The organism is Xanthomonas sp. NCPPB 3218, assembly GCF_056725185.1.
The window spans coordinates 4,352,275-4,377,168 of record NZ_CM161516.1 but is presented as its reverse complement, the minus strand read 5'-3'; the positions used below and the strand labels follow the sequence as shown (position 1 = coordinate 4,377,168).

Here is a 24,894-nt window from a genome sequence, read left to right as displayed (position 1 = left end):
ACACCGACTGGCGACAGTCGACCCTGCGCGCTTGATGGACCGCGCCAGCGCCGGTCGGGCGGATGCGAACGACCCGCGCACTGGCTGCGATCATGCCGGACACCTGCGCCAGGCGGGTTTCAGCCAACGGCCATGTGCGTGCAACTAGCGCGACTGACCGGTCGCGCTAGCTGCGCCGCGTGGACGGACGCTTGCTGCGCTTCTTGCCCGGCGCCACCGGCGCGGCATCCTCGCTGGCCAACGCGCCACCGCTGTGCAGCTGTTCCAGCCACGACAGCGCGTCGACATAGCCGAGGAAGTGCTGCAGATAGCCCGGTGAGCACTCGCGCATCAGGCTGATGCAGCGATGCACCAGCACGCTGGAATTGAGCGGGCCGGCATCCTTGGGGGCGTCCTGCAGCGACTGCCGCACCTGGCTGGCGGTGCGCACCGTGGTCCAGGTGCGGCGAAAATCCTCCAGCGCCGGCAGCTCGGGAAACTGCGTGGCTTCGGCGCTGGCGGTCTTTCTGCTGTCCACTTCCATCAACGCCGCATGGCCTGCCATCTGGTCGGCCAGTGCGCCCAGCGCGCTGCGGTGCGACGGCTGTGCGGCGGCGCTGGCGACACGGCGGCGGGCGGCTTGCTTCACCGTTGCCGCATACGCATCGACCAGCTTGCCCAGCTTTTCTTCCAGCACCTCGCGCACCGGCTCGGCCTGTGTGCCGGCACGCGCGGCCAGCGTTTCCATCAGATGGAAACGTACCGGGTCCAGCTGGTCGGCGCCCTGGCTGCGCCAGCGCTGCAGGCGCGCGTGCGCGGATGTCGCCTGCGTGCTCATCGCGTGCCTGCGGCTGCTGTCGGCTTGGCGGCAGAGGAGGCGCGCGACGTGGACGGGCGCGCAATCGGCGCGATCTCCACACGGCGGTTCCTGGCGCGGCGCGCTTCATCGGCATTGGAATCCACCGGCTGTTGCGAGCCGAAGGCTGCGGCAAACACCGATGCTGCGGGCACGCCTTCGGCGATCAATGCACGCGTCACCGTGAGTGCGCGTTGGGCCGACAGTTCCCAGTTGTCGGCGTAGCGACGGTTGCCGCCCAGCACCGGGCGGTCGTCGGTGAAGCCGCTGACCATCAGGATCTCCTCGCGTGCCGCCAGGTATTCGGTCAGCGGCGCGGCCAGCGTCTTCAACACCTCGCGGCCTTCCGGCTGCAACTGATCGGAATTGAAGGCGAACAGCACATTGCCGCGGATGCCGATGCGGCCGTCGACCAGGGTCACGCGGCCGGCGGCCAGCGGCGCCGCCAGCGCCTGCTCCAGCGTCTTGCGGCGCTGCGCTTCGGCCTGACGCTGTTTGACCTCTTCGTCCAGGCGGCTGGACAGCTGCAGCTGCACGCCGATCACCCCGACCAGGATCAGCACGAACGCGCCCAGCAGCACCGACATCAGGTCGCCGAAGGCGGCCCAGATCGGTGTGCCCGATTCGCCGTCGTTGTCGATCTCGTCGCTCATGCCGCGCCGGCCTCGCCGGCAGCGGCCTCACCGGCATCGCCGCGGCCGCGATCGAGCTGGCGCAGCTCTTCGATGATCTGCTTCTGCGACAGCATGCTGAGGTCGACCACCTCGCGCGCCTGCGCCACGTAATACGCCAGTTGGTCGTCGCTGCGGGCCAGCGAGGCATCCAGTGCGCTGGCGACGTGCTGCAGGCGCTCGTTGAGCTCGCTGGTGGAGCCGCTGAACAGCTGCACCGCTACGCCGAAGGCTTCGCCCAGGCTGGCCACTTCCACCGCGCTGCCGCTGACATGTGCAGCCACCGCGCCGAGCTTGCCGGTCTCGCTGCCGATCTGCTCGGTGAGCTGGGTGCCCACGCGTTGCATCAGGTCGGCCGAGGTGGTGACCAGCGCATCGACCGCTGCGCGTTGTTCGGTGGAGGCGTGATTGACCGCGTTGAGCAAGGTGTCCAGGGTGGCGAGCAGCTTGCTGCGTTCTTCCAGCATCGCGGTGTCGCGCACCATGCTCTCGGACAGGTTCTGGCGCAGCTCGGCCACCACATCGGCGGCCGCCTTGGGCGCTTCGGAGGCGATCTGCATCAGGCGCGCCACTTCGGTGATGGTGGCACTGGCCTGTGCCTGCGCCTGCGTGGACAGCTCGCTGGCGGTGCTGGCCAGGGTGTCGCAGATCGCCTGCTGCTGCTGGGTGACGCGCTCGCCGGTGCGTTCCCACTGCGTGCTCAGGTCTGCGCTCATCGCGCTGAAGCGCTCGCTCCACAGCGCCAGGCGCTGGGTGTCGCGGGCTTCCAGTGCGGCCTGCAGCTCGGTGTGCGATTGCTGCAGGGTGCCGACCAGGGCGGCGGCATGCGCGTCGAAGCTGGCGGTGGCGGCAGCCAGTGCGCCCTGGTGCTGGGCGGCCAATGCGGCGCTGGCGTCCTGTTGCTGCGCCAGCGCGGCGCTCCAGGCGCTGGCGGTCTCGCTGCTGGACTGATCCATGCGCCTGGATACCGCATCGACCAGGGCGCTGGAGCGTGCGTCGAAGGTGCTGGCGAACTGGGTCAGGGTGCCCTGCAACTCCTGCGTCAGCGCGTGGTTTGCGCGTTGCTGTTCGGCCACTGCCGCGGTCCAGGTGGCGGCTGCAGCGGCGGTGCTGCTTTCGAAGCCGCTGCTCAGTCCATCGAGTTGCTGCTGTACGGCCTGCTGCACGCCGTCCTGCAGCGCGCTGGTCTGCTGGGCGAGCTGTGCGAGTGTGGCCTGCAATTGCGCGTTCAACGCCGCGCCTGCGCGCTGCTGCTCGGCGATCACTGCCGCCCAGTGCTCGGCCGTGGCGGCGTTGCTGCGTTCGAATCCGTCATTGAGCGCGGCCAACTGCTGCTGCACCGCGTGGGTCACGCCGTCCTGCACCGCGATGCTGCGCTGATCGATCTGCGCCAACGTGGTCTGCAACTGCTCGGTCAACGCGTGCTGCGCACGTTCCTGTGCAGCCAGCACGGCCTGCCAGTGTTCGGCGGCCGTCTGCGCACTGTGCTGGAAGCCGTCGTTGAGCGCGTGCAACTGCTGCTGCACGGCGGTGCCGACGCCGTCCTGCACGGCAGCGGTCTGCTGTGTGATCTGCTCCAGCGTGGCCTGCAACCGCGTGTCGAGCGCTTGCTGCGCGCGTTCCTGTGCGGCGAGCGCGCTGGTCCAGTGCGCGGCCGCGGCACTGGCGCTGTGCTGGAAGCCGCTGGTGATGCCGTCCAGTTGCTGCTGCACGGCATGGGTGAGGCGCTCGTGCAGGGCGGCGGTGTCGCGCGCGATGCTGGTCATGGTCGCTTCCATCGCCGGCTGCAAGGCCGCGCCCACCGCGCGTGCGCTTTCTGCCACGCCGCTCTGCAGCGATTGCTCCATCGCCGTGGCCAGGCGCGCATAGGCCGCTTCGCTTCGGGCGTGGAATTCGGCCTGCTGCGCGGCAAGGCGTTCGTCGGCGGCAATGCTCTGCTGCTCGATGCTGTGCATCAGCGTCTGCAGGCGATCGATCAGCGCCGGCATCAGCGCGCTTTGCTGCTGCTGCAACTTGAACACTTCGCCACGCTGGTGCGCGTCCGAGTGCGGATGCAGTTCGGAGGCGATCTTCAGGTCCAGCCGCTGCACTGCCTGCAGCCGCTCGCGCCGGCACAGTGCCGACAACAGCCCCAGCATTGCGGAGGTTGCAACGCCGGCGATCGAGGTGCCGAACGCAAACGCCAGGCCTTCCACCGGCGCGGCCAACGAGCCGCGGATGGCCTGCAGGTCGGTGGCGCTCTGCAATGCGAAGCCGGTGCCCTTGAGCGTGGCCATCATGCCGAGCAGGGTGCCGAGCATGCCCAGCAACACCAGCAGGCCGACCAGATACGGCGTCAGCACCGGTGCCGGCAACGCCACGCGCTCGCCCTTGATACGCAGGCGCACCGCATTGCGCAGGCTCGGATGCAGGCGCTCCAGCCATTCGCCCAACGCCGATGGCGCGGTGGTCAATGCGGTGACGGCATCGTCCAGCGTCGCGCTGGCCTGGCGATAGCGGTACAGCTCCAGCGCGCCGGCCACATAACAGGCGCCGATCACCGCCGCGACGCAGGCGCCGAGCGGGTTGGAGCCCAGATAACCGATGCCGACCCAGCAAACCGCCAACAGGCCGACGACAAACACACACAGGTGGACGAAAGTTCTGAACATGAGGTCCCAGTTAGCGGGTACGAAGCGCTGCGAGCAGGCCTTCGATCGGGTGAAAACGGACATCCAGTTCGGCGAGCAACACGCTCTGCATGTCTTTGCGAAACACATCCAGCCAGCCGTCGGAGAGCGCGCGTGGCGCGGCCTCGCCGTCGGGTGCCGGGTTCTGCGCCTGCGCGGCATCGCGCAGGCGCTCGAAATGCGCGCCGAGCAGGTTCGGCACATGATTCAGCAGGGTTTGCTCGCGTGGGCTCAAGGTCAGCTCCATCACCGCATCCACCTCGGCCAGCCGCGCCATCGGCGCCGATTCCAGCGCCAGCATGTCGCGCAGGCGGCCACGCAGGTCGCCGGTGGCGGTGCGCATCGCGCGCTGCATTGCCAGGTAGTGCTGGCGGAACGGGGCATAGTCGAGCGCGGGCGGCGCTGCCGCTGCGTCGATGTCGGCAGCGGCGCTGCGCGCATCGCGACGCGCGCGCGCGAGCACGGCATCCAGCTCGACCACGCTGCTGGTCGCCAGCCCGGTGCGCACGCGGGCGCAGGCCTCGGTGTCGAGTCTGCGCGTGTCGGGCAGCGCGTCGATCTCCGGCAGCTTGCCATCCAGCGCCTTGGACACGGCGACCGCGCGCGTCCAGTCGATCCATTGGCTGAGCCGGTCGGCGAGCGCATGGTTGGACTGGGCCACGTGGGCATCGGTGAGGCGAGCAAGCAGGCGAATGAACGCCGGGCCCGACAGGGGCGCCCGTGGAGAAGCTTTCGCCATTGTTCCGGTCAAAGACCGCGCATTTTACACGGGAAGCTGCGCGGTTCGGCGCTTTGCCCGGCAGCTGCGGGCTTGGCCGCGCAGGCCGGCCCTGGCGGCATTCAGCCGGCCTGGTGTGGGGGCATGCGTGCGATTGCAGCGTGCAGCGCTGCGATCCAGCGGGCGCAGCGCCCAAGGATCAAGTCCATCTCCAGCGGTATCTGGCCTACGCGCTCCGTGATCATGCACAGCGAGCGCGACCAACGCTGCGGGCCAGGGGCGCCTGGCCCGCAATGCGATCTCTCAGCCTCGGGCGCGATGTACCAACGGAATCAGCACCACCCCCAGCAGCGCCACCGCCGCGGCCACATAGCCGATGCTGCCCAGTCCCCAGGCCGGAATCACCAGCCCGCCGATGATGGCGCCGATGCCGATGCCGGCATTGGCCGCCGACACATTGGTGGTGCCGGCCAGTGCCTGCGAGTGGGTCACCGAGTTCATCACCCGCACCTGGCTGATCGGAAACAGCGCGGTGTAGGCAATGCCCCAGACCGCCAGGGTCAGATAGAGCAGCACGCCGGTCTTGGCCACCGGCACGCACAAGGCCATGCCCAGCGCGAGCAGCAGCAGGAACACCGCCGTGGCACGCAGCGGCGAGCGATCCACCACCCGCCCGCCCAGCCAGTTGCCGATCAGGCCGATCGCGCCGAAGCCCATCAGCCACCAGCCCACATTCGCCGCCGGCACGCCCACGCTGCGTTCCAGCAGGTCGGCCAGATAGGTGTAGGCGGTGAACATGGCGGTGAAGACCACCACCGACAGGATCACATTGGCCAGGAAAAAGCGCTCGCCGAAGATGCCGGCCTGCTGACGCAGATTCACCCGTTCGCTGCGGGCCACGGTCGGCATCCAGAGCGCCAGCGCCGCGGCCATCGCCAGCGACAGGGCAGCCAGGATCCAGAACGCGCCACGCCAGCCGATGCTGTTGGCGGCCACCGTGCCCAGCGGAATGCCGAACAGCAGCGCCGCCGAAATGCCCAGATACACCCGCGACACGGCGCGCCCTGCGTGCTGCGGCCCGGCCAGTTGCCCGGCGGTTTCGCTGGCGGTTCCCCAGAACACCGGCAGCGCCAGCGCCGGTACGAAGCGGGCAAAGGCCAGCACCCAGATATTGGGCGCCAGCGCGGCCACCGCGTTGGAGACCGCAAACACCAGCAGGATCATGACAAACAGGCGCTTGCGATCCAGATGCGACAGCCACGCGGTCAGCGGCGGGCCGAACAGCATCACCGTGAAGGCGAACAACGTCACCAGCTGGCCGGCCGCGGAGATGGAAATTTCCATGTCGCGTGCAAGGCCGGGCAGCAGCCCGACGATCAGGTACTCGGTGGTGACGATCACGAACGCGGCAAACGCCAGGATGAAGATCGCCAGGCCGCTGCGAGCAGCGGCCGGTGCCGCGGTGGCGGAAACGGAAGAGGAAGTAGAGCCGACAGCAGACATGGCATGCGCCGCAGTGTGGGTTGGCCATCATAGGAAAGAATTAAGATCGTATATCGGGAGTATTTTCCGTACATTGCGGACTTCAGTTCTTGAATGTGTCTCCATGCATCCCTCTGAACGCGTCAAAGGCATCGATATCTTCGTCAGCGCCGCCGATGCCGGCAGCTTCACGGCCGCCGCCGAGCGGCTCAGCCTGACCAGCTCGGCAGTGGGCAAGGCCATCGCACGCCTGGAGACGCGCCTGGGCGTGCGCCTGTTCGCACGCACCACCCGGCGGCTGGCGCTGACCGACGCAGGCGCGGCGTTCTACCGGGTCTGCGTCAAGGTGCTCGACGAGCTGGAGGAGGCCGAGCACGTGCTGCGCGCCGAAGGCCAGGCGCCCACCGGCCGGCTGCGGCTGGACTTGCCGGTGAGCTTCGGCCGGCACAAGGTGTTGCCGGTGTTGCTGCCGTTCTTCCAGCGTTATCCCGGCCTGCAGCCGGTCATTTCGTTCACCGATCGCTTCGTCGACATGGCCGAAGAAGGCATCGACATCGCGGTGCGCATCGGCGGGCCGGATCAGTGGCACAGCAGCCTGGGGCACCGCTATCTGGGCCATGAAAAACGCGTGTTCTGCGCCGCACCGCAGTATCTGGCCCAGCGCGGCACGCCCGACAGCATTGCCGCCTTGCTGGCGCACGATGCGGTGCTCTACGGCAAGGCCGATGGCAGCAGTAGCCCGTGGTTGCTGCGGCATGGCGCGGGGCCGGTGGAACAGCGTGCGATGGACGCGCGGGTGGTGTTCGGCAATGCCGAGGCGCAGGTGGACGCGGTGGTGGCCGGGCTGGGTATCGCACAGCTGCCGACCTGGCTGATCGATCAGCATCTGCAGCGCGGCAGCCTGGTCGCGGTACTGCCGCAATGCGATACCGAAGGCCTGCCGCTGCATCTGGTGTGGATGCGCGCGCGCCAGTTGCTGCCCAAGCTGAGCCGGTTGCTGGAATGCCTGCAGCAGGGCTTGCAGGATGCGGCGTGAGTGCGGTGCCTGGCGTGGGGTCGTGCATGATCGCGGCAGCGGTTGCGCATGGTGCACATCGACGTGCCGCAATGCAGCGCCAGGTCCGGGTCAGCGCACATGCCAGCACACGCGACAGCGGGCCCGATCAAGCGCAATCACGCCGGTCTGCGCCTGCTCTCTGACCAATTCAGCTCCAACTGCGCTGTCTCACGGCCGGCCCTGTTTTGTAAGGTGAACGCGTGTAGGCTGCCGGTCCGGGGACGACTCCCCAACGAGGTGACCACAATGGACCGCTGCGACATGCAGGTGTCCGATCTCATGGTCCTGGAGTTACAAGGGTTCCACGCTGCCTATGGCAGTGGACCGGACTTCTGGGACGCGTATCAACGCATCATGACCCTTGCCGCACAAGCCGGCGGCGATCTGATCACACTGGCCAACGAAATGGCTTCCCTGGCGCAGGGACTGGGCGCGACCAAGCACGCGCAACTGCTGTAACTCGCCACTGCCTGCCGGGCGCAGGCCATTGTCGAAGAAGACACTGCCCTGCCGCCGGCCGCGGTGTCTGCACGCGGCGCGGCATCAATCACCCAACTTCAGCAGCGACAGCCACACCGCAGGTGTGCTGCCACTGCGACGCATTCACTCGGCGTCGGTTGTTGCGGTTGTTGCGGTCTCTGCGTCGGACGCGTCGGTTGTCTTGGCAGCAGGTTTTTTGACTGCCTTGGCAGGGGCGGCCTCGGGCTCGCTGCGCTTCTTGTCGCGACGCAGCGGGGTATCGCCCAGACGCTCGATCGCGCCACCGGATTGCTGGAACGCCTCCAGATCGGCGGCCAGCCGTTGCTCGGACAAGCGCGGCTTGCCTGGCTGATTGCTCACGGTCATCGACTGACGGCGGGAGTTGTTCATGGCGAAATCCTCATGCGTTGTACAGCGTCAAGGGAATGCCCCGCCGGCGTTGGTCGTCGTAGGTGGCACGCACGTCGCGGCAATACGGCCCGGACATGACGAAACGCCGGCAGATTGCTGGCCGCGTCTCGTAGATCGAACAACACATGCGCGCCGCATCGATGGCCACGCACCAGCCTTCCTCGTCACGCGCCATCACGTGCCAACCTTGCGGTGTCACGCTGGTCAAGTGGTTGGGGATGCGGTCGGAGGGATCGACCATGACGGTGAGCCGGCAACAGACGGCGTCGCAACGTTCGCAGAGATTCTTGATGGAGAAGGCCAGATAGAGTGAGGGCGACACCGGAGTCCGGCCGCCCTTGCACCATACACCCTGGGCGCGCCGCGGTGTGAACCGGTCCCCGCCGTGGCGGCAGCAGGCTGTTTTCTCGCGGCGTAAAAACGCGATGATCGCGTTGCCGGCAGTGCCGTGCGTTGTGTCTGCCTGTGGACGCAAGCACGGCATCCTGCGCGCTCGATCGTGCTGTGGTCCGCGCGCGTACGATCGCCATGTTGCGACAACGTGCCGATGCATCCGACGTTTGCCTAAACGGTTGCCTTTGTCGCGCCGATGCGAAGACCTCTTTCACCTGCGCCGTCGGCAGGCCACCGTAGCGTTGGGTGGTCTGCATCAATGCGACAGGAGATCCCATGAATACTGCCCATCAACACGCAACCGCGCCCGATCTTGCCGGCGATCACGACGACCAACGCAGCGAGAAGGAAAAACAGGACGCCTTGCAGGACGATGCGCTGGAAGAAACCTTTCCGGCCAGCGATCCGGTGTCGCCGTTCGTGCCGGCCAAGCCGCTGGACTGACCAGGCCACACGAGCCAGCAACGCAAACGGCGCGGTCATCGACCGCGCCGTTTGCGTTTGCAGCGTTGCTGGCTGTTACGGCGTCAACACCACCTTGCGGCAATCGTCCTGCTTCTTGTCGAACAGCTCATAGCCGCGCGCTGCATCGGCCAGCGGCATGCGATGGGAGATGATCGCGCTGGGCTTGAGGTCGCCATTGCCAATGCATTCCAGCAAATGCGGCATATGCTTCTGCACATGGGTCTGGCCCATCTTGAAGCTCAGCCCCTTGTCGAAGGCATCGCCGAACATGAAGGCGTGGATGAAGCCGGCATACACGCCCGGCACGCTGACCACACCGCAGCGGCGCGTTGCCGCGATGCATTGGCGGATTGCAACACCGCTGCTGCCTTCCAGCTTCAAGTTGGTCAACGCGGTTTCGATCGCGCTGCCTTCGGCCTCGAAGCCCACCGCTTCGATGCTGGCATCCACGCCGCGGCCATCGGTTTGCGACACGATGATATCGGCCGGGTCGTCGACCTCGTCGAAGTTGATCGGAATGATGCCGTAGGCCTTGGATGCAAAGTCCAGCCGGTAGGCATGCCGGTCGACCATGAAGATGCGCTCGGCGCCCAGCATGCGGCAGCACGCCGCCGCCATCAGGCCCACCGGGCCGGCACCGAAGATCGCCACCGTCGAACCCTGCTTGACCCCGGCATCGATGACGGCCTGATAGCCGGTCGGCAGGATGTCGGACAGGAACAGCACCTGCTCGTCGTGCAATGCATCGGGTACCACCAGCGGCCCGACATTGGCCTTGGGCACGCGCACGTATTCGGCCTGCCCGCCGGACAGACCGCCGTACAGATGACTGAAGCCGAACAGCGCCGCCGGCGGCCGCATGTCCTTGTGGTTGAGCGCCGCGCCCTTGCCGGTGTTGGTGGTCTCGCAGGCGGAGAATTCCTGCAGCATGCAGTGGAAGCAGCGTCCGCAGGCCACCACGAAGGGGATCACCACGCGGTCGCCGCGTTTGACGGCGGTGACGTCGGGGCCCAGGTCTTCGACAATGCCCATGAACTCATGGCCGAGGATATCGCCGTGCCGCAGATCCGGAATCTTGCCGCGGTACAGATGCAGATCCGAACCGCAGATGGCGGTGGCGGTCACGCGCAGGATGAGATCGTCGCGTTCGACCAGGACCGGGTCCGGCACGGTTTCGACCCGGACATCGCGTGAGCCGTGGTAGTTGAGGGCGAGCATGGGGGTTCTCCGGAAAGGCCGTCGATGTGCGGCAACACAGCCAGTGTCGGCAGCGCGCCGTTAAGTCCGTCAGCATGGCACGTGCGCACGGTGTGGACGCGTTCGATTGGCGACGCGGCGTTGATGCGTGTGTCACGCCTGGATAACCCGCGCGCTCGCACTCTCGAATGCCACGCTGAATCGTTCGCAGCTCATGCGTACAGCGACCATGCGACCCCGACAATCAACGATCGTGCCTTGCGCGATCAACCAGGAGACAACGATGGGAATTTTCAAGATGGTGACCGCCGGTGCAGTGGGCTACGTGGCTTACAAGGCATGGCAGCGTCGCCAGAACGAGTCCGGTGAAGCGGCCAGCCCGAAGAACAACGATCGCGACATTCAACCGCAGACGCTGAGCGCGCCGGCCAATGCGGGCAGCACGCCGCCGCATGGCGACCCGTTGCGTGATGCCGCTGCAATCTCCGGCGATCGCAAGCAGGCGCTTGGTGCGCTGGTGGTGTTCAACGAGCAGGAGCGCACGCTGGCGCAACTGGCAGTCGTCAAGGGACTTGGCGGCGAGACCTTGCAGTTTGCACGCAAGATGGACGAGGCCCACAGTGCGGCGCTCACCGATCTCAGCCGGTTTGCACCGGATCGCAGCGGCACGCTGGCGCAGGCTGCAACCACCCGCGCTGACGGTACCCGCAAGCGTCTGGAAGGCTTGAACGGCAAGGAGTTCGAAACGCAGTACCTGCAGGCCAGCGTGACCAGCCATGAGCAAGCGGTGACGTTGCTGGATGCGCAGCTGGCCAGCGAGCCGGGTTCGAGCGATCTGGGCAAGGAACTGCAGCGCGCACGCGAGACCGTCGCCCAGCATCTGGAGCATGCCAAGTCGCTGCGTGCCAAGTCGAACCAGCCGCACTGATCAGGCAGCGATGTGGATCAGGCACCGCGTGACGCGCGGTGCGATACAGGCAACAGGCAGCTTCGGCTGCCTGTTGTCGTTGTGGGCATGCGTGGGGCGTGTCTACTCGATCTGCTGCACACCTGCAGCATGCTCGGCCGGTACCGGGCGATCGCATCGCAAGGCCGTCTTCATGACGCATCAGGCGCAGCCCGCTCGAATCCCGCCGCCTGGCGTTGCCACAGACCATCGAACACGCCACCGTGACCACGCAGCTGTGCCGGGTTGCCGTCTTCGACCACGCGGCCTTCCTGCAGCACCACGATACGATCGAAGCCGATCACCGTGGACAGGCGATGCGCCACCGCCAGTGCGGTGCGTTCGCGCATCAGGTGATCCAGCGCGGCCTGGATTTCCGCTTCCGATTCGGTGTCCAGTGCCGAGGTGGCTTCGTCCAGGATCAGGATCGGCGGGTCCTTCAGGAACGCGCGTGCGATGCCCAGACGCTGGCGTTGACCACCGGAGAGCATGACCCCGCGTTCGCCGACCTGGGTGTCGTAGCCCTGCGGCAGCTGCCGGATGAAGCCATCGCAGAATGCGTGCCGCGCCGCGTCCTGCACCTCCGCATCGCTGGCCTCCGGGCGGCCGTAGCGGATGTTATCGGCAATGCTGCGATTGAACAGCGCAGTTTCCTGCGGGACCACCGCAATCTTTTCGCGCATGCTGTCCTGGCTGACGCTGCGGATGTCCTGGCCATCGATCAGCACGCGTCCGGATTGCACATCGTCCAGACGCTGGATCAGCGCGATCAAGGTGGACGTGCCGGCACCGGAGGGCCCGACGATGCCGACCTTCTGGCTGGCAGGGATGTGCAGGTTCAATCCATCCAGCACCGCCGCCCGATCCGGATAGGCAAAGCGCACCTGTTCGAACCGCACATCGCCCTGGGCCAGGGCCGGGGCCAGCGGCGCGTCCGCATCGACGATGGCATGCGGTTGCAGGATGATCTGCAGCGTGTCGGCGATGGCGCCCAACTGCTGGGTGGTGTCAACCAGCGTCAGCGCCAGGTCGCGCGAGCCGTGCAGGATGCGGAAGGTCAGCGCGCTGACCAGCACCACGTCGCCCGCGCTCACCATGCCGGCGCGCCACATGCTGATCGCCCAGATCAGCATGCCGCCGGCCATCACCGACAGGCAGATGTCGTGGATCACGCGGGCTTTTCCACGTACATCCAGCTGCGGCGGTGGGCGACCGCCTCGTCGCCGATCTGCTCGGCAAGCCGCGCGCTTTCACGGTCGCGCGCCGTAAACGCCTTGATCGTCCACACAGTGGACACTGCATCCACCAGCTCGCCGCCCACGCGCGCGGCCTGCCGCCTCGCTAAGCAAGCGAGGCGGGCTTTACGCGCAGCTGCAGCGCTGGACAGCGTTACAGCGTGACCGCGCCACCGGCAATGGTGAGCAATGTGCCCGAGGTGTAGCTGGCGGTATCGGCTGCCAGCATCACGTACGCCGATGCCAGCTCGACCGGTTGCCCGGGGCGGCCCATCGGCGTCTGCCCGCCGAAGTTTTCCACCGACTCCTCGTCCATGCCGGCGGGAATGAACGGCGTCCAGATCGGACCCGGCAGCACCGCGTTGACGCGGATGTGCCTGTCGGCCAGTACGCCCGCCAGGCCAATCGTCAAGTTGGCCAGCGCGCCCTTGGTAGCGGCATACGGCAGGATGTTCGGCGTCGGCTTCTTGGACTGCACCGAGGCGGTATTGATGATGGAGCCGCCGTCTTTCATCAGCGGTACCGACAACTGCACCAGGTGGAACACGGCATGCACGTTGGTGTCGAAGGTCTTGCGCCATTCGTCCAGCGTGATGTCTTCGAAGTTCTCAAAATACTTCTGATAGCCGGCGTTGTTGACCAGGATATCCAGGCCGCCGAACGTGCTGTTGACCTGTTGGATCAACACAGCCGCCTGGGCCGGGTCGCTGATGTCGCAGCCCACCAGCAAGGCCTTGACGCCGGCCTTTTCGATCAATGCGCCGATTCTGGCGGCGTCTTCCTGCTCGTCGGGAAGATAGGCGATCGCCACGTCGGCACCCTCGCGTGCATAGGCGATCGCCACGGCCGCACCGATGCCGCTGTCGCCGCCGGTGATCAGGGCACGCTTGCCGGTGAGCTGCCCACGGCCGACATAACTGTCTTCGCCGTGATCCGGGCGTGGGTCCATCTTCTCGGTACGCCCGGGAAAGTTCTGCTGCTGCGGCTTGAATGGCGGGCGCGGATAATTGGGTACGGGCATTTCAGTCTCCTGGCGGTGTGACGCATCACGATGAACGGCAGTGTGCGTGCGCAGACGTAAACGGGCGGGCTAGGCGATGTCGGCGGCGTGTGTGTTGACGATGGCGCCGCCTGTGCACGCGGCAATTGCTTCACGCCATCGCGCAGCTTTGTTCACTGCTGTGCAATGCACGCCGGCCTAGCGTGGGTTCACGACCACAACGCAGGAGAACGATGATGGGCAGCGAACCGAAAAAGCCATGGGGCCCGGACGACGACCAGCAAAAGCCGTTTACGCCGCAGGAACAGCGCAACGAGGATGTCGAGTGGAAGGTGCACGACATGCCCGACGAAGACCGCGATGTGAACAAGGCCGACCCCGAGCACGATTACGAGCGACCGGACGGCTCCGAGAAGCGCTGAGTCGCGCTCGACGCTGCAGTTCCGGCGTTCGCGATGCAGGCGCACGCAACTCTGCCGTCGTGTCACAGCGCCGGCCTTGGCCGCTCCATGCACGTTTTCTCCACGGCCGGTGCGTAGGCTGGTGGCAACACAGCGCACCCGACGGCTCGCGGCCGGGCGTGCACAAGGCATCCACCGGCAATGATCCACGTCGGCGCGAGCCGACAGTCCAGCATGCGCGTCGTAGCGCAAGCCAAGCGAGCTGATCCGTCAGCTCAGTCCAACGGCACCCGTGTCCGGGTTGCCCTCCATCTCCCGCAAACCTTGCGCTCCTTGGCGTTTCGCCCAAGACGACGCGCTGACCGACCCCGACCATGACGCTTGGCACTGGCGTAATCCAGCGCCGCCATGCGTACTTCGGTCGACCATTTACGGCGAGCTCGACTTAGGGGAGCGGGCGCCATACGGCCGGATGGCCGTGACACGGATGTGCCATCTCGTGGTGACGTACAGGCGCGTTTTTCGCGCAGCCGTCACAATTCTCAACTGAACATGTATTAGTCATTGCGGACAGAAGCGCCCATGGACCGTCTTTCCTGCGCCATCATCGACGACGACGTGGAGTTCTGCGATCAGGTGGTTGAGTTAGCCACCGATAGCGGCTTCCGTGCCAAGGGCATCCACACCCTTGGCGAGGCCAGCCGTTGGCTGGACAGCAACTTCCCCGACCTGTTGGTGGTGGACGTTGGTCTGCCCGACGGTAGCGGTTTCGATCTCATCGAACGGCTCGACCCGGATCACACGCCGCAGATTGTGGTGGTTTCGGGCGATTACGCCTACGAAACCCAGGGCCGCGCGCAGCAGTTCGGCGTCAGTGAGTTCCTCACCAAGCCGTTTGCGCCCGAGCGGCTGGAGCGCGTGCTCGGCGGCCTGCGCGACGCGCAGCAGGGCAATCTGGGCATCATCGGCAACAGCGACAGCATCGTGCTGCTGCGCAAGGACATCCTGCGCGTGGCGCCGACCGATCTGAATGTGCTGGTGACCGGCGAGACCGGCACAGGCAAGGATCTGGTCGCGCGCGCGATCCACCGGGTCTCCGGCCGGCGTGGTCGCTTCGTGCCGGTCAACTGCGGTGCCATTCCCGAGGAGCTGCTCGCCAGCCAGTTGTTCGGCCACGAGCGCGGCAGCTTCACCGGTGCCGATCGTCGGCACGCCGGCTTCCTGGAGCAGGCCGCCGATGGCACGCTGTTCCTGGATGAGATCGGCGAGATGCCGACCCGCCTGCAGGTCTACCTGCTGCGCGCGATCGAGTCGCGCAGCTTCATGCGCGTGGGAGGCAGCGAGGAGATCCCGCTGGACGCGCGCGTGGTCGCGGCAACCCACCAGCATGTGCAACGCGAGCACGGCGTGCTGCGCGAGGATCTGTTCTACCGGCTCAACGAGTACCCGATCCAGGTGCCGCCGCTGCGCGAGCGTCGTGGCGATGCGCGGCTGCTGGGCCTGCGCGTGATCGATGAGCTCAACGTCAAGTACGGCACCCGCAAGCTGCCGACCAAGTCGTTGCTACGCTATCTGGCGTACCACACCTGGCCGGGCAACGTGCGCGAGCTGCGCTCGTTCATCCGCTATCTGTACCTGCGCGCGGACGGCGATCTGCTGAGCGCGCCGGATGTGGTGCAGACCGTGCCGCAGGCCGACGAAGACGGCTTGCTGATTCCGGCGGGATGGACCATGCGCCAAGCCGAGGACGCCATGATCGAGGCAGCGCTGGCGCGCACGCGTTTCAACAAGAAGGCAGCGGCGCGCGAGTTGGGGATCAGTGTGCGCACCTTGCACAATCGGCTCAGCGACAAGGACGCGTAGTGGGCGATGCATCCCAGGGGCGGCGGCGCGAGCTGCTGCATCAGTTGCGCAACCGCCTCAACGTGATGGGCTTTGCGTTGTATGCGTTACGCAACGAGACCTCCAAGCCCATGGAGACCCTGCGCACTACCCATCAGTCGGCGGTGGAGTTGCTCAATCAACTGGGCGAAGAAGAGCGCGCCCTGCGCCAGGACGATGCGATGTCCACCGACAGCACCGATCAGTAATGCTCGGCAGGCTGGGTCTGGTTGCTGAGCAGGGCGGTGATGGTGCGCGGGTTGTAGGGCTTCATGCAGTACGACAGGTGCGCAAACCGCGGCGGTAGCGTGTAGCGGTCGTAGCCGGAGCAGAACGAGAACGGCACGCCGCGCTCCAACAGCGCATCGGCGACCGGAAACACCGGTTGGCCACGCACGTTGACGTCGAGCAAAGCGCCGTCGATGGTCTGGCCGGAGGCCACCAGCGACAATGCCTCCGGCACATTGCCCACCGGCCCGAGTACATAGACGCCGGCTTCCACCAACAGATCGTTGAGCGATTCGGCCAGCAGATAATCGTCCTCGACCACGAGGATGCGACGGCCGTTGAGTGGATTGTCCTGCATGGCGAGCTCCTGGAGCGGTGGCGCTGTCTGGCGACGCGCAAGCCATAGTGCGCGTCGCGTCGGTTAACGCCGCGCGTAAGCAGGCGCTTCCAGAACCGGTCGTGCAAGGCAGCTGTACCGCTCAGACCCCGCGTAGCAGTAGAGGCGGGTTTGCGCCATCATTGACGATTGCGCCTCACACCCGACGCGATCGATGCGATGACTGACGACGACACTTCCTGCGACGACACCGCAGCGCCCCCCGTGCACGACGCCGTGGCGCCACCGCCGTTATTCGTTCTCGGTGTCGGCGCCGATGGCCTGGATGCCACCCGCCTGGCCGAGCTGCTCGACGCGGTCGCCGGGGCGCCCAATCTGGTCATCATGCTGTTGCTGCGCGATCGCCACTTGCTGGACGAGCCGCGCCTGCGCGAGTTGCTCGGCCCGCAATCCAGCCTGCTGCTGGCGCCGGAGGACGGCGATGCGCTGCATCCCGGGCGCATTTACCTACCGCCCAGCCAGACCCTGGTGACCCTGGAAGAAGGCCGGCTGCGGCTGCGCCCGTTGGAGGAAGCCAGCGATCACGGCTTGATCGACAGTTTCTTCGTTTCGATGGCGCACGACCAGGACGGCAACGTGATCGGCCTGATCATGGGCCGCTTCGATGGCGACGGCACCCTGGGCACCGCCGCGATCAAGGAATGTGGCGGTCTGGCGCTGGCGGTGGACGACCCGTCGTTACATGGCATGGATCTGCGCAGTTCCGGCAACCCGGCCGCCATCAGCGACGACATCCTGCCGCTGCCGCGCGTGGCCGCACGCATCGCCGCGCATATGCAACGCCACCATCGCTTCGGTCATCCGGCACCGGTGGGCGTGCGCAACGGCAGCGAGAACGATCAGCTCAGCCAGGTCGCCAGCATCCTGCGCAATGCCACCGGCCATGATTTCCACGGCTACAAGCGCGCCACGTTCCTGCGCCGCGTGCAGCGACGCATGCAGGTGGTGCAGGTGGACACGCTGGAACAGTATCTGGAGCAGCTGCGCAGCCGCTTCGACGAACCGCTGCTGCTGTTCAACGATCTGCTGATCGGCGTCACCCAGTTCTTCCGCGACCGCCGCGAGTTCGAGTTTCTGGAACAGCAGGTGATTCCGCGCCTGTTCCAGGGCAAGCAGCCGGGCGATCACCTGCGGGTGTGGGTGCTGGGTTGCTCCACCGGCGAAGAGGCCTATTCGTTGGCGATGCTGTTGCGCGAGCATGCGCAGACGCTGGACGTGGCGCCGCGCATCCAGATCTTCGCCAGCGACATCGACGGGCGGGCGTTGGCCATCGCACGGGTGGGGCGTTATTCGTCCAGCATCGTCGCCGACGTGGGGCCGGAGCGCCTGCAGCGCTGGTTCGTCAAGGAGGGCGATACCTATGTGGTGAGCAAGCAGCTGCGCGAGCTGTGCGTGTTCTCGCAGCACAGCATCGTCAAGGACCCGCCGTTCTCGCGGCTGGATCTGGTGTCGTGCCGCAATCTGCTGATCTACCTGGACGCCGAGCTGCAGAACCGGGTGATCCCGGTGTTTCACTTCGCCCTCAAGCCCGGCGGCTATCTGTTCCTGGGCAACGCCGAAAACGTCTCGCGGCATGCCAAGTTGTTCGCACCGGTGGAGCGCAGCTTCCGCGTGTTCCAGAAGATCGATGCCGACAGCCGCATGCATGCGACCTTCCCGTCGTCTTCGCTGGGACTGGACGGCCATGCACCGGCGGCCAACCGCCAGCAGCACAGCGTCAGCAATGCACTGGTGCGCGCCGGCGAGCGCATCGCCGATCGCTATGCCCCGGCCTATGCGGTGCTGGACGAGCATTTCGACGTGCTGCATTTCTCTTCCCAGGCCGGGCGTTTCATTCGTCCCGGCGGCGGCGCACCCAGCCTCAACCTGCTCAACCTGGTTCACCGCGACCTGCGGCTGGAGTTGCGCAGCGCGCTCAGCCGTGCCGAAGCGGACATGACGCCGGTGCAGGCCAGGGGCATCCAGATGCACGAGGACGCGGCGACCCTGGCGGTGGACCTGTTCGTGGAGCCAACCTCCGATTCGGACGTGCCGCGCGGCTATGTGGTGTTGTTCCAGGAAGTGGAAGCGCGTGAACTGGCCGAGCTGGCGCCGCCGAAAGATACGGTGTCCGACAATGCGCACGTGCAGGCGCTGGAGAACGAGCTGCGTATGACCCGCGAGCGTCTGCAGTCGATGATCGAGGAGCTGGAAAGCACCAACGAGGAGCTCAAGTCCTCCAACGAGGAGTACCAGTCGCTCAACGAAGAACTGCAGAGCGCCAACGAAGAGCTGGAAACCTCCAAGGAAGAGCTGCAGTCGGTCAACGAGGAGGTCACCACGGTCAACGGTGAGCTGGCCCACCGCGTGCAGGAACTCGCGCATGCCAACAGCGACCTGAAGAACCTGCTGGAAAGCACCCAGATCGCCACCGTGTTCCTGGACAACGAGCTGCGCGTCACCAACTTCACTCCCGCGGTCACCGACATCCTGCCGCTGGTGGAAAGTGACATCCACCGGCCGATCAGCAACATCAAGCTGCACGTGGCCTACGATGAACTGCAGGACGATGTGCGCCGGGTGATCCGCACGCTGGCGGTGCTGGACCGCGAGGTGGAAAACCCCGCCACGCGCGCGCGCTACATGGTGCGCGTACTGCCGTACCGCACCGTCAACAATTTCATCGGCGGTGCGGTGTTGACCTTCATGGACGTCACCCCGCTGACGCGCGCCGAGCGCGCGTTGCGCAGCAGCGAGCAGCGGCTGCGCACCTTGATGGAAGGCATTCCGCAACTGGTGTGGCGCTCGCTCGATGGCGGCCGCTGGACCTGGTCCAGCCCGCAATGGTCCAGCTACACCGGCCAGCGCGATGGCGAGAGCCTGGAACTGGGCTGGCTGCAGGTGGTGCATCCGGACGAGCGCGAGCTGACCCTGAATGCCTGGCATGACAGTGCGCGTACCGGCGGGCTGGATGTGGAACACCGCCTGTTCAACGCAGCCGAAGACGGCTACCGCTGGTTCCATACGCGCAGCGCGCCGGTGCTGGACGAGCGCGGCCAGGTGCTGGAATGGCTGGGAACCTCGACCGAATCGGACAATTTGCGCCGCCTGCAGGACGAACAGCGCGTGCTGGTCAGCGAATTGCAGCACCGCACCCGCAACCTGATCACCGTGGTGCAGTCGGTTGCCAAGCAGACCGTCCAGACCAGCCACAGCATGCCGGAATTCGCCGGCAGGTTCGACGACAGGCTCTCTGCGTTGTCGCGTGTGCAAGGACTGTTGTCGCAGTCGGACAACGAGCCCACCACCATCGGTGCGCTGCTGCGCATGGAGCTGGATGCGCTCGGCGCCGAGCCCGACCAACAGCGCATCGTGGTGGAAGGCCCGGATGTGGCGCTTCGCAAGTCCACGGTGCAGACGCTGGCGCTGGCGCTGCACGAACTGGCAACCAATGCGCTCAAGTACGGGGCGCTGGCGGTGGAGACCGGCACGCTGTCGGTGCGCTGGGACGTGGTGTCCACCAACGACGCCTCTGCGCGTCTGGTGCTGTCGTGGATCGAGGAAGGTGCCAGCCAGCAGCGGCGCGACGACCGCGACCAGGCGGGCGGATTCGGCCGCCGTCTGATCGAAAAGGCGCTGCCGTACAGCCATGGCGCACAGACGCGTTACGAGCTCAGCGATACACGCCTGGAATGCGAGATCCAGTTGCCGTTGACCTCGCTGCACGAGCGCTAGAGACCTGCACGCGCGCGTGCAGTCCGTGCGCACTCCGGCCGGCGCGGCCATGCCGATGTGCAAAATGCTGCGCATCCCGACGCGCCCCTCACGGAAATTCCTGCGCGTGCGTGCACATGTTGCGACGGATTCGCACCTCGCAACGATGCCGATGCCACGGCCGTCATGCAGGACCATTGCGGTGCATCAGTGCGCGGCATCCCTAAAACTTGGCGCGTATTGTGCGTAGCTCCTGCTGTCATCCAGATGCACAGTGGAGTAAACATGATTACGCGCATTCTTCAGTTGTCGGGCCGCGTTGCGAGCAATGCCTGGGTCGAGATCGGTGTCGGTGCCGATGCCGACATTCTGGTTGCCGACCGTGGCGGCAAGCGCGAGGAGCGTGCAACCTTCGGTCGACGTGCTCCGGGACAGCAGCGCTCGATCAATACCCAGGAGCCGGAGTGGCTGGGGCGCGTGGACCTCGCCATCTGGGAAACCCAGCGCTGCCTGATCCCGCTGTGTGGCTTTGTCTGCGCCGCATCGGCTGATGGCGCCACGTCGGCGACCTGGCTGAGTCAGGACGGTGGCGCGCTGTACGCCGCGGGCCTGCGCAATGTCATGGACATTGGCGGTCGCCTGCAAATGGGGTTCTCGTTGCTGGTCGCTTCCTCGACCAGCCTGCCGACACAGCGCCCACTATGCGTCGCAGGCGATGCCACGCAATGGTTGCAGGTCAGTGGCGAGGAGGCCATGCGTCATCTGCTGCCATGGCGGTTGGAACGCTGCACCACCGCAGCAGGCGTGCGTCCGGAGTGGGCCAGCGAAGCGCATGCCCAGCAGGCCGCGCCGGTGTGAGAGGCGCGGGCACGCAGTGATACCAAGAGGCCCGTCGGGCCTCTTTTCTTTTCAGTCCTCCGGTAACCCTTACGCATTCGTCGACGTCTTGTATCGACCCACCCGTGTTGCATGGGCGTCGCAAATCACGCGCCGACGTTGTCGCGATAACCACCGCAAGACGACCAACTGCATGCAGCCCGCTGTCCACAGTAGGTTACGCATTAAAAAGCCCGGGTCGCGAACGACCCGGGCCAGTCTCGGCAACTGCTAGCGCTGAAGATCAGCGTTGGATGTCGCCGGTGGTGGAGCCGGCGCCCGGGCCTGCGCCCAGGTCTGCACCGGTCACCCGATCCAGTTCTGGATTGGACAGCAGGCGCAGCGACATTGCATCCAATGCCTCGGTCTGGGTCGCATCCAGCGCAACCGTGGCCGAACCATCGCCACCGTCAACTGCGGACTGCAGCTCACGGTCTGCCACCACGTCCCACTGCTCGCCGGCATTCCACGGGCCGACCGTATCGCCTTCGCCCTGCGACATGTTGTAGTAGATGTCGGTAAAGCGCGGGTCGCCCGGCAGCTTGCCCGGCGGGAAGTTCGGCTCGATGGAGTACAACGCCTTCTCGAACGACTTCTGGTGCGCCACCTCGCGCGTCATCAGGAAGCGCAGCGCATCCACGATGCCCGGATCATCGGTGACGGTGATCAGGCGCTCATAGACCAGCTTGGCGCGTGCTTCGGCAGCGATGTTCGAACGCATGTCCGAAGTCGGGCAACCGATCGAATCGACATAGGCCGAGGTCCACGGCACGCCACTGGAGTTGACCAGCGCCGGGCCACCGCCATACAGGATCTGCTGGGTGTGGCTGGTGCTGTTCTGGGTCATGGAGCGCATCTCCATGGCCTCTTCCATGCCCTCGGACAACACGGCCTTGGGGCCCTTGTTGAGCATGGCGATGATCGAGCCGATGATTTCCAGGTGGCTCAGTTCTTCGGTGGCGATATCGAACAACAGATCCTTGCGGCCCGGATCGTCTTCGCCCAATGCCTGGGTGAAGTACCGCATCGCTGCAGCAAGCTCGCCTTGCGGTCCGCCGAACTGCTCGAGCATCAACGTGGCCAGATCCGGATTGGGTTCGGCAACGCGAACGGTGTACATCAGACGCTTGTTATGCATAAACATGGATGGTATTTCCTGGCTGGCGCCCGACGACGACTGCAACGCGGCATGCGCGCAGAAACCTGAGGCTGGCTACGGGTGGGGGTTGCCCGCGGAATGCGGGCAAACGCAGGCGGGAGCGCCGCCCGCGCGGTGCATCAGGCCGCTTTGCTGGCCTTGGATGCCTTTTGATTGCCGCCTTGCTCGGCGAGCAGGGTCAGCTTTTCATCGGTGGCCTTTTCTTCTTCCAGCGTCGACAGCAGCAAGCTGACCGCATCGGTGTAGCCCAGCTGCTTTGCAATCGCAGCGATGGTGCCGTACGAGGCGATCTCGTAATGCTCCACCTTCTGTGCGCCGCCGATCAGTGCCGCATCGCGTACCGGACCTTCTTCGATCTCGTCGATCACCTCGCGGCTTTCCTCGACCAGGCCTTCCATCGCGGCACACTTGATGCGCTTGAGCTTGATGCCGAGCAGTTCGACGATCTGGTCGATGCGTTCGATCTGGCCCTGGGTTTCTTCCAAGTGCAGCTTGAACGCTTCCACCAGCTTGGGTTCGGTGGCCGCACGTGCCAGACGCGGCAGCGATTTGGTCAACTGCTTTTCTGCGCTGTAGATGTCCGACAGCTCGTGGACGAAAAGCTCTTCAATTGTCTTGATCGCCATGGGCGGCTCCTTTGGATGGATAGGTGGATAAGCGATGCGGTGCAGCGCGTGTGCGTCTTGCCTGCGCTTGCGTGCGAACCAGCTGCGTCGTCACTGCGGTATCGCAGTGACCGGCGTCACGCCAAGCCCGCAATGCAGCGTTGTTGTCGTGCTTGCTCACGCTGCCTCGCATGGTCGCTACGCTAATCGTCGGCGTGTTAGCGCGATCGGTAGATGCGGTGATGCCGAGGCGATAACGACCTGTGCCGTGAGCGGCGCGGTGATGATGCGCATGCAATCGATTCGCCAGCGCCGAGCCGTGGCAATTGCACTGCAATCGACCGAGGTTGATGCCGGCTTCTCGAGATGCGTGCGCACAAGGCACACCGCGGCCGTGCATGCGGCACCGGTGCGCCTGTGCCGATGTCGATTTCATTGCGCGGATGTCGATGCAGATACGCAGCGATTGCACCGGCACCGTGCGGCATGCACTGCCGGGAATGCACGCCGTTGCAGACCGATGCGCTACAACCGATGGCTGGTCCTTGCCCCTGGAGCTGCCATGACGCCGTTGGACAAACCGTTACGCCGCGAGCTGCAGATCGGCGAGCAGGTCTATACCCTGGTCATCGACCCGCAGGGCTTGAAGCTGGTCGAAAAAGGCCGACGCAAAGGCGTGGCCTTGCGGTGGGACGAACTGGTCAGCGGCGATGCCGCCCTGGCCCGCGCGCTGCAGGCCTCGCTTGGCGAGTCCTGAGCGCAACGCGCGGGAAAACTGCCTCAGCGCGCAGGAAACAACCGTGCCAGCTCGCGGACCGCTGCTGCAGACGCGGCGTGATCCGGCGTGGCATCGGGGTTGTTGAAATCGTGGGCACCTTGCGACTGCACCAGCAAGCCATCGCGGCGTGGCACCACATTGAGATTGTGGCCGCGCCAGACCAAGCCGTAGGTCACTTCCGGTTGCGGAATCAGGCGCGCGGTCTGCCCACGTACCGGGATGACGCTGTCGTCGCCAAGCAATGCACGCGCGCCATAGCCGGTGGCATTGACCAGGATCTTCTCGCGCAGCTGGCCGAACTGGCGCGGATGCTCGAAGTTGCGCGTGTACAGCTCGCCGCCGGCCCGCAGAAAGTCGTCCATCAGCAGGCGCGCGTAGGCGCTGAGGTTGAAGGTCAGCTGGCTGTAGCGGCGCACGAACGGCACCGGAAACGGATGACTGCCGGGCGCAACCGGTTGCGAGCGTGGGCCGAGATCGTCGAGCAGGTCGCGCTCCAGTGGCGGGTAGTCCGGCTCGTGCGCTTCGGCCGACGCGCTCGGTTGATCGAACGGCACATCCGACAACGCATAGCCATCGCGCCATTCGATCGGCTCGCCCGGCAGGCCCAGCAGGGTCTGGTAGCGGCGAAACGAAATGCGCGCCATCTCTTCCCAGCGGGTCCTGAAATCGGCGCTGGCGTGCTCGCTGGTGCACACGCGCGAGTCCGGCGACCACACGCCGGTGGCGTAGAACGAGCGCACGTCCGGCAGGCGCTCGCGCGCATAGATGCGCACGCGCAGGCCCGCACGTTGCGCCACCAGCGCGGTGGTCAACCCGATCGCGCCGCAGCCGATCACCGCCAGCTCGCGCGCATCCGCATCGGCGGCCTGCACCAGCCGCAGCGCATGCTCGGCCGCGCCCCACGACAGCGACCACCCGCTGCCGCCATGTCCATAGTTGTGCACCACCGTCTTGCGGCCGATGCGTTCGGCCTCGATCCGCGGCCCCTGCGCACGGAACGGGCGGGTGCAGCCGTTGATCGCAATGATGCGATCGACCGCCGCGCGGATCGGCGCCAGCGGCGGCGCTGCGGCGAACTGGTCGGGCGAGGCGCCCGGCGACGTGGCGGGTAGCGGCGAGGCCGGCGCAGCGGCCGCCTTGCCGGTCGTGGCCCAGCTTCCGGTGGAAGCGGCCGCGAGCGCGAGGCCGGCGCTATGCAGGAAATGACGACGGTGCATGCGGCTCCTGAGCGATGTGCAGAAAGTGATTGGGGTAATGGCGCCTGCGCGACCGGCCACGCGTAGCGCGCGGTGCAGTACCGGTAAACGCCAGGCCCTG

Annotated in this window: 24 protein-coding genes and 1 pseudogene; 10 read left to right on the top strand and 15 right to left on the bottom strand. The window is 66.1% G+C overall.

Annotated elements, in window-relative coordinates:
• Positions 1-166 precede the first annotated feature (166 nt).
• The 5 genes from AC1PLS_RS18125 to AC1PLS_RS18105 all read right to left on the bottom strand — a co-directional run bounded on the left by AC1PLS_RS18125 (position 167) and on the right by AC1PLS_RS18105 (position 6,396).
• Positions 167-817 (bottom strand): DUF2894 domain-containing protein, encoded by a 651-nt coding sequence (locus AC1PLS_RS18125; protein WP_184379419.1) that lies wholly within the window; start codon positions 815-817, stop codon positions 167-169.
• Entirely contained in the window at positions 814-1,488 is a 675-nt protein-coding gene (locus AC1PLS_RS18120; protein ID WP_184379417.1) for an OmpA family protein, read from the bottom strand. The genes AC1PLS_RS18125 and AC1PLS_RS18120 overlap by 4 nt, the downstream gene beginning before the upstream one ends.
• A complete protein-coding gene (locus tag AC1PLS_RS18115) occupies positions 1,485-4,157 on the bottom strand; it encodes a DUF802 domain-containing protein (protein ID WP_184379415.1) in 2,673 nt (890 codons plus the stop codon). Before AC1PLS_RS18115 ends, AC1PLS_RS18120 begins: the two co-directional genes overlap by 4 nt.
• Positions 4,158-4,167: 10 nt before the next feature.
• Positions 4,168-4,914, bottom strand: a complete 747-nt coding sequence (locus AC1PLS_RS18110) for a DUF3348 domain-containing protein (protein ID WP_167763626.1) — start codon at positions 4,912-4,914, stop codon at positions 4,168-4,170.
• A gap of 282 nt (positions 4,915-5,196) precedes the next feature.
• Positions 5,197-6,396, bottom strand: coding sequence for an MFS transporter (locus AC1PLS_RS18105; protein WP_184379413.1), 1,200 nt, complete (start codon positions 6,394-6,396; stop codon positions 5,197-5,199).
• A 103-nt stretch (positions 6,397-6,499) separates the two neighbouring features.
• On the opposite strand from AC1PLS_RS18105, the gene AC1PLS_RS18100 reads away from it, so the two are divergent.
• The gene (locus AC1PLS_RS18100; RefSeq protein ID WP_024938482.1) at positions 6,500-7,411 is read left to right on the top strand and encodes a LysR family transcriptional regulator; all 912 of its coding nucleotides are present in this window, start codon (positions 6,500-6,502) and stop codon (positions 7,409-7,411) included.
• Positions 7,412-7,678: 267 nt separating this feature from the next.
• Positions 7,679-7,891 (top strand): hypothetical protein, encoded by a 213-nt coding sequence (locus tag AC1PLS_RS18095; RefSeq protein WP_016900938.1) that lies wholly within the window; start codon positions 7,679-7,681, stop codon positions 7,889-7,891.
• Positions 7,892-8,035: 144 nt separating this feature from the next.
• Here AC1PLS_RS18095 and AC1PLS_RS18090 read toward each other — a convergent pair whose 3' ends face one another.
• A complete protein-coding gene (locus tag AC1PLS_RS18090) occupies positions 8,036-8,302 on the bottom strand; it encodes a hypothetical protein (RefSeq protein ID WP_184379411.1) in 267 nt (88 codons plus the stop codon).
• 10 nt (positions 8,303-8,312) lie between these two features.
• Positions 8,313-8,645 (bottom strand): YkgJ family cysteine cluster protein, encoded by a 333-nt coding sequence (locus tag AC1PLS_RS18085; protein ID WP_226427509.1) that lies wholly within the window; start codon positions 8,643-8,645, stop codon positions 8,313-8,315.
• A gap of 347 nt (positions 8,646-8,992) precedes the next feature.
• Between AC1PLS_RS18085 and AC1PLS_RS18080 the strand changes: the two genes are divergently transcribed.
• Complete coding sequence (locus AC1PLS_RS18080) at positions 8,993-9,160, top strand: hypothetical protein (protein ID WP_016900935.1); 168 nt, start codon at positions 8,993-8,995, stop codon at positions 9,158-9,160.
• A gap of 75 nt (positions 9,161-9,235) precedes the next feature.
• Here the strand turns inward: AC1PLS_RS18080 and AC1PLS_RS18075 are convergent, their stop codons facing one another.
• Positions 9,236-10,399, bottom strand: coding sequence for a zinc-dependent alcohol dehydrogenase (locus tag AC1PLS_RS18075; protein WP_481103918.1), 1,164 nt, complete (start codon positions 10,397-10,399; stop codon positions 9,236-9,238).
• A gap of 262 nt (positions 10,400-10,661) precedes the next feature.
• On the opposite strand from AC1PLS_RS18075, the gene AC1PLS_RS18070 reads away from it, so the two are divergent.
• Positions 10,662-11,306: a DUF4142 domain-containing protein gene (locus tag AC1PLS_RS18070; protein WP_481103917.1), complete on the top strand. Its 645-nt coding sequence runs from the start codon at positions 10,662-10,664 to the stop codon at positions 11,304-11,306.
• A 170-nt stretch (positions 11,307-11,476) separates the two neighbouring features.
• Here the strand turns inward: AC1PLS_RS18070 and AC1PLS_RS18065 are convergent.
• Positions 11,477-12,657, bottom strand: a pseudogene (locus AC1PLS_RS18065) (ABC transporter ATP-binding protein); the annotation flags it as partial.
• Between the two features lie 56 nt (positions 12,658-12,713).
• The gene (locus AC1PLS_RS18060) at positions 12,714-13,580 is read right to left on the bottom strand and encodes an SDR family oxidoreductase (protein WP_184379405.1); all 867 of its coding nucleotides are present in this window, start codon (positions 13,578-13,580) and stop codon (positions 12,714-12,716) included.
• A gap of 215 nt (positions 13,581-13,795) precedes the next feature.
• On the opposite strand from AC1PLS_RS18060, the gene AC1PLS_RS18055 reads away from it, so the two are divergent.
• The 3 genes from AC1PLS_RS18055 (at position 13,796) to AC1PLS_RS18045 (ending at position 16,050) form a co-directional block, all read left to right on the top strand.
• Positions 13,796-13,981, top strand: a complete 186-nt coding sequence (locus AC1PLS_RS18055; RefSeq protein WP_016900925.1) for a hypothetical protein — start codon at positions 13,796-13,798, stop codon at positions 13,979-13,981.
• Between the two features lie 561 nt (positions 13,982-14,542).
• Entirely contained in the window at positions 14,543-15,823 is a 1,281-nt protein-coding gene (locus tag AC1PLS_RS18050) for a sigma-54-dependent transcriptional regulator (protein ID WP_046344551.1), read from the top strand.
• Complete coding sequence (locus AC1PLS_RS18045; RefSeq protein WP_065032933.1) at positions 15,823-16,050, top strand: hypothetical protein; 228 nt, start codon at positions 15,823-15,825, stop codon at positions 16,048-16,050. The genes AC1PLS_RS18050 and AC1PLS_RS18045 overlap by 1 nt, the downstream gene beginning before the upstream one ends.
• Here the strand turns inward: AC1PLS_RS18045 and AC1PLS_RS18040 are convergent.
• The gene (locus tag AC1PLS_RS18040) at positions 16,044-16,427 is read right to left on the bottom strand and encodes a response regulator (protein ID WP_024938475.1); all 384 of its coding nucleotides are present in this window, start codon (positions 16,425-16,427) and stop codon (positions 16,044-16,046) included. The genes AC1PLS_RS18045 and AC1PLS_RS18040 overlap by 7 nt on opposite strands.
• A gap of 198 nt (positions 16,428-16,625) precedes the next feature.
• Between AC1PLS_RS18040 and AC1PLS_RS18035 the strand changes: the two genes are divergently transcribed.
• The gene (locus tag AC1PLS_RS18035) at positions 16,626-20,180 is read left to right on the top strand and encodes a CheR family methyltransferase (RefSeq protein ID WP_184433339.1); all 3,555 of its coding nucleotides are present in this window, start codon (positions 16,626-16,628) and stop codon (positions 20,178-20,180) included.
• Positions 20,181-20,444: 264 nt separating this feature from the next.
• The gene (locus AC1PLS_RS18030) at positions 20,445-21,017 is read left to right on the top strand and encodes a hypothetical protein (RefSeq protein WP_184433350.1); all 573 of its coding nucleotides are present in this window, start codon (positions 20,445-20,447) and stop codon (positions 21,015-21,017) included.
• 262 nt (positions 21,018-21,279) lie between these two features.
• Here AC1PLS_RS18030 and AC1PLS_RS18025 read toward each other — a convergent pair whose 3' ends face one another.
• The 3 genes from AC1PLS_RS18025 to AC1PLS_RS18015 all read right to left on the bottom strand — a co-directional run bounded on the left by AC1PLS_RS18025 (position 21,280) and on the right by AC1PLS_RS18015 (position 23,277).
• Positions 21,280-22,179, bottom strand: coding sequence for a manganese catalase family protein (locus AC1PLS_RS18025; RefSeq protein WP_065032931.1), 900 nt, complete (start codon positions 22,177-22,179; stop codon positions 21,280-21,282).
• A 134-nt stretch (positions 22,180-22,313) separates the two neighbouring features.
• Positions 22,314-22,820, bottom strand: a complete 507-nt coding sequence (locus AC1PLS_RS18020; protein ID WP_016900918.1) for a YciE/YciF ferroxidase family protein — start codon at positions 22,818-22,820, stop codon at positions 22,314-22,316.
• Positions 22,801-23,277: a hypothetical protein gene (locus AC1PLS_RS18015; RefSeq protein ID WP_481103916.1), complete on the bottom strand. Its 477-nt coding sequence runs from the start codon at positions 23,275-23,277 to the stop codon at positions 22,801-22,803. The genes AC1PLS_RS18020 and AC1PLS_RS18015 overlap by 20 nt, the downstream gene beginning before the upstream one ends.
• Before the next feature lie 84 nt (positions 23,278-23,361).
• Here AC1PLS_RS18015 and AC1PLS_RS18010 point away from each other — a divergent pair, with 84 nt between their 5' ends.
• Positions 23,362-23,556 carry a hypothetical protein gene (locus tag AC1PLS_RS18010; protein WP_024938471.1) on the top strand — a complete coding sequence of 65 codons (195 nt, stop codon included), beginning with the start codon at positions 23,362-23,364 and terminating at the stop codon, positions 23,554-23,556.
• Positions 23,557-23,579: 23 nt separating this feature from the next.
• Here AC1PLS_RS18010 and AC1PLS_RS18005 read toward each other — a convergent pair whose 3' ends face one another.
• The gene (locus tag AC1PLS_RS18005) at positions 23,580-24,794 is read right to left on the bottom strand and encodes an FAD-dependent oxidoreductase (protein ID WP_481103915.1); all 1,215 of its coding nucleotides are present in this window, start codon (positions 24,792-24,794) and stop codon (positions 23,580-23,582) included.
• Between the last annotated feature and the right edge of the window lie 100 nt (positions 24,795-24,894).